Below are 4293 nucleotides of genomic sequence, written 5' to 3'. Positions count from 1 at the left end.
ATATTGGGAGTTTTGACACGCCCTCCACGCACCCCACGTTTGTCGTTGCTACGCCCCACGTTTGCTTATCCACGCCCCCACGAATACGAAAAGAGCAGAACCTCGCTACCGAAGTTCTGCTCTTTTCTGTTTAATATTATGTGCGAGTCAAGCTTTTAGAAGTTGGGTGCGTCAACGTCCCACCACAGGCGTTGCATCTGTGTGTCGGTTGCCGGCTTGTTGTTTGTGTCTTCGCTGAGTGCCGGTATGCCAGTGGCTTTAATGTCCTCCTTCTTCTGTGAGTCGTCAGGTATCCATGGTATGCGGCGCATGATGTTGTCTGCCGTCTGCACCTTCGGGTCGCCAGGCTTAATGGTGCCGTCGCTATGCTCGGTGTTGAGGATAGGGAAGAGTTTCGGATAGCCAGTGCGGCGGAGGTCAACCCACGACTCGTAGCTGTACGGGAAAGAAGCGATGTACTTCTGTGTGATAATCTTCTCGAGTTTTGTCTCCTTAGAGTCGCCCTCGTTCCACTTCACACCAATCTTCGTTACGCTTGGCATATCGGGTGTCAGACCCTGTGGGTCAACGTATGCAATACCCTTCGGAGCCACTGCATTCAGATAGTCGTCAACGTAATTCGCATATTTCTTTATTGGGAAATTACGATCCTCAAGATAGGCAGTGCGGATGCCTTGCTCGTAGAAACTCTGTGCTGTACCACCCATGTTCCAACCACGGAGTGCGCCCTCGGCACGGAGGAAGTTAACCTCAGAAACCTTCATAAGGTAGAGCGGAGGATTGCACTCGGAGAAATAAGTCCTATCAAGCATAGAATAGCCTGCGTATGGGTTGTTGGCTGCTGCCTGCCACTCACCAGGAGTAACACCATTACGCATACCTACATATACACTTCCCTTAGGAGTAACGGCAGGAGCAGATGTACCAGAAACAGCCTGCTTGCTCTTTTCCAAAGCTATGCTGTTCTTTGTGAAGAGATACTTCATGTATGGGTGGTCGAGGTTCTGAAGCAGATTAATGAACGAAGCACCCATGACGATATCATTCCAACCCATAATCTCAATAAGTGGATGAGCACTACCCAAAAGAGATGGGAATAATCCAATCTCGTCAGCCTCATTCTCAATCACACCGCCTGCCACTGCTTCCTCTGCCCATTGCTTGGCTGTTGCAGGTTCCACCTTGCTCATGTGTATCGCCATACGGAGCTTCAAAGAGTTGGCAAAGCGAATCCAGACACTGAGGTCTGAAGCGTCAGTATAATAGTCAGAAGAGAGTAACTGCACGCGACTTAGGATAATCCTTCCAATCTGTTCTTTGTAAGTATCAGAGCGGTGGCCTTTGTAATATTTGAAGCACTCAATAGCGGCATCTATATTGGCTTTCGCTTGATAGTAGATATCTTTCACCCGGTCGTACACGAATGGTGACTCTTCAACATAATTCTTGTGGTCGTTGTAAGGCATCGGACCGAAGAGGTCTACGTTCTCGATGGCTGAGTAGTTAAAGAGCATGAGATAGATAGCCTTCAACTCAGGCATGTAGTCTATCTTCTCTGCGTTCAGAGTAGGAACCATATCATACTTCATTGCTCTGAAACTTACACCCGGACCATCGAGACAACCTTTACACAAGTCGTATGTAGAACGCAGTGTGAAGTTAGCGTACGGGAAGTCATAGTGAGGTACGCAGAAATACTGTACGTAGCTGTCGGGACCGAGGTTATAAGCGAACTGATAAGCGTGTGCTTGAGGCGGACCACCTTCTTTACCACCACGCATACCATATACAGCCTTAAGCGCAGAACCCAGTTGAGTGCGCATATCTTTAACAGCCTGCTTTAGTTCCTCGCCTGAAATCTCCTTTTTATAGTCAATCTTTATCTCTCCAATGGTTTTTGCTACCCAATCGAAGGATACGTTGTCTACGTTTTCGAAATATCCGGATTTACCATATTCTTCTGTAGTTACACGCGCATAGTTCTCTGTGTTGAATAACTGACGCAAACTCGATACGTCGAATTTTGTGCTTGTGCCATCCTTTTGGTTTATGGTTGCCGTTCCTTTGTATACTACTCGTTGTGCATTAGCTTCTGCCACGCCCATTCCGAGCATTGCTGCGAGCGCAAGGGCGAAAATGGTTGATGTCTTCTTTTTCATAATAGTAGTAGCATTTAGTTTTTAGCTATTTTTACAACATTCTTTCCGGCACGCACGATGTATGTGCCGTTGGCGAGATTGTCAAGTTCAATGACAACAGTGTCGCCGTCAACCTTTACCACAGTCTGCACCTGCGTGCCATCGGTGCGGAACACGCCCACAGCACCTTTAGCCCCACGCACAACGATGCGGTTGCCCTGCACATTCATGCCCGTCTGTGTGTCGGCTACTGACTCAACATCTGTAGCCTCGTCAGAGAAGAAGTATTTCTTCACCTCTTGTTTGTTGAAATTCAAATCTGTTTGTCCTGCTACGGGGTTGTAGAACTTCACAATCAGTTTTGTACGATTGAAAGATACGGCTGGTTGCGTGCTTAGCTGTAAGCTCTGCTCGCTGCCGTCGGCGAAAACAAGGGTCATGTATTTGGCTGCCGAAGCAGGCAGCATACACGATGCACCAAATAATAGTGTGAGTAATAGCTTTTTCATAAGCAGTCGTTGTTTAATTATTAATAGTTTTTTATGAGTTGTTGGTTTGTTATAGGATATGTTTAAGCATTACATTAGTCAGATGCAAATATATATATATAATTATGTAAACATAAAACTTTTATTGTACTTTTTTGTGTTTGACGACTCAAGATTACGTGTTTTTCAGTCCGCACCGACCGACGCAGACATCCGCACCGACCGACGCAGACATCCGCACCGACCGATGCAGACATCCGCACCGACCGACGCAGACATCCGCATCGACCGACGCAGACATCCGCACCGACCGACGCAGATGCTCGTATCGACCGACGCGGATGGTTTGTGGCGAACTTTTGACGTGCAGAAAACGGCTTTATATGATTAATGTTTTGTAACTTTGCATGTGTATAAAACCACTATAACTAAAAACAACCCCAATCGTTGTGATAAACCGCAAACTGTTTGCCCAATTCCTATAAATAATGTACCTTTGTAGGTTGATAGGAAACAAAAACAAACAGGAAATAAAAATAAACAAGATATGGGAAAGATAATTCTTACGGGCGACCGTCCAACAGGTAAGCTCCATTTGGGTCACTACGTTGGCTCGCTCCGCCGCCGCGTCGAACTGCAGAACGCTGGCGATTTCGACCGTATGTTCGTCTTCATGGCTGACGTGCAGGCTCTCACCGACAATGCAGACAACCCCGAAAAAATTCGCCAGAACATCATCGAGGTGGCTCTCGACTACCTCTCGGCTGGTCTTGACCCCGAGAAGTGCACGCTCTTCATACAGAGTCAGATACCGGAGCTCGCCGAGCTTACCACCTATCTGATGAACCTCATCACCGTGTCGCGCGTGCAGCGCAACCCGACCGTGAAGACCGAGATAAAGATGCGCAACTTCGAGGCTAACATTCCGCTCGGCTTCTTCTGCTACCCTGTGAGCCAGGCTGCCGACATCGCTCTGTTCAAGGCTACAACTGTGCCTGCAGGCGAAGACCAGGAACCGATGATTGAGGTGACACGCGAGCTCGTGCGCCGCTTCAACCAGACATACAGCGAGGTGCTCGTGGAGCCGGAGATCATGCTGCCCGAGAACGCTACGGCACGCCGCCTGCCAGGTACCGACGGCAAGGAGAAGATGTCGAAGTCGCTCGGCAACTGCATCTACCTTTCCGACTCAGCCGCTGAGGTGTGGAAGAAGGTGAAGAAGATGTCGAACGGTGCACCGCGCATGAGCATGGACGAGCCAGGCAACCTCGAAGGCAACGCCGTGTTCACATATCTTGAGGCGTTCAGCACGCCCGACGACTTCGCCGAGTTCTGGCCCGAGTACAAGACACTCGAGGAGCTGAAGGACCACTACGTGCGTGGCGGCATCGGCGACGGCACAACGAAGAAGTTCCTCAACAACGTGCTCAACAAGATGCTCGAACCTATCCGTGAGCGTCGCGCCGAGTACGAGAAGGATATCCCCGAAATCTATAACATCCTGCGCAAGGGTTCGGAGGCTGCGCGCGAGACTGCCGCTCAGACAATGGACGAGGTGCGCCGCGCAATGCAGATCGACTACTTCAACGACGCTGCGCTCATTCAGCAGCAGGCAGAGAAGTTCCGCAAGTAAAAAGGAGGGTATGGCATCCTTGCCATACCCACGC

The 4293-nt window shown here is 49.4% G+C and carries 4 protein-coding genes; 2 read left to right on the top strand and 2 right to left on the bottom strand.

Annotated elements, in window-relative coordinates:
- Nucleotides 1-155 precede the first annotated feature (155 nt).
- Both HMPREF0673_RS04865 and HMPREF0673_RS04860 read right to left on the bottom strand, forming a co-directional pair.
- Nucleotides 156-2159 (bottom strand): SusD/RagB family nutrient-binding outer membrane lipoprotein, encoded by a 2004-nt coding sequence (locus HMPREF0673_RS04865; protein ID WP_007898887.1) that lies wholly within the window; start codon nt 2157-2159, stop codon nt 156-158.
- Nucleotides 2160-2173: 14 nt separating this feature from the next.
- Nucleotides 2174-2647 carry a hypothetical protein gene (locus HMPREF0673_RS04860; protein WP_007898886.1) on the bottom strand — a complete coding sequence of 158 codons (474 nt, stop codon included), beginning with the start codon at nt 2645-2647 and terminating at the stop codon, nt 2174-2176.
- 124 nt (nt 2648-2771) lie between these two features.
- On the opposite strand from HMPREF0673_RS04860, the gene HMPREF0673_RS14165 reads away from it, so the two are divergent.
- Both HMPREF0673_RS14165 and trpS read left to right on the top strand, forming a co-directional pair.
- Nucleotides 2772-3017: a hypothetical protein gene (locus HMPREF0673_RS14165; protein ID WP_172633640.1), complete on the top strand. Its 246-nt coding sequence runs from the start codon at nt 2772-2774 to the stop codon at nt 3015-3017.
- 156 nt (nt 3018-3173) lie between these two features.
- Nucleotides 3174-4259: a tryptophan--tRNA ligase gene (gene trpS, locus HMPREF0673_RS04855; RefSeq protein ID WP_007898881.1), complete on the top strand. Its 1086-nt coding sequence runs from the start codon at nt 3174-3176 to the stop codon at nt 4257-4259.
- The last annotated feature ends 34 nt before the right edge of the window (nt 4260-4293 follow it).

The organism is Leyella stercorea DSM 18206 (genome assembly GCF_000235885.1).
Classification (GTDB): domain Bacteria; phylum Bacteroidota; class Bacteroidia; order Bacteroidales; family Bacteroidaceae; genus Prevotella; species Prevotella stercorea.
This window is presented reverse-complemented; position numbering and strand designations above follow the sequence as displayed.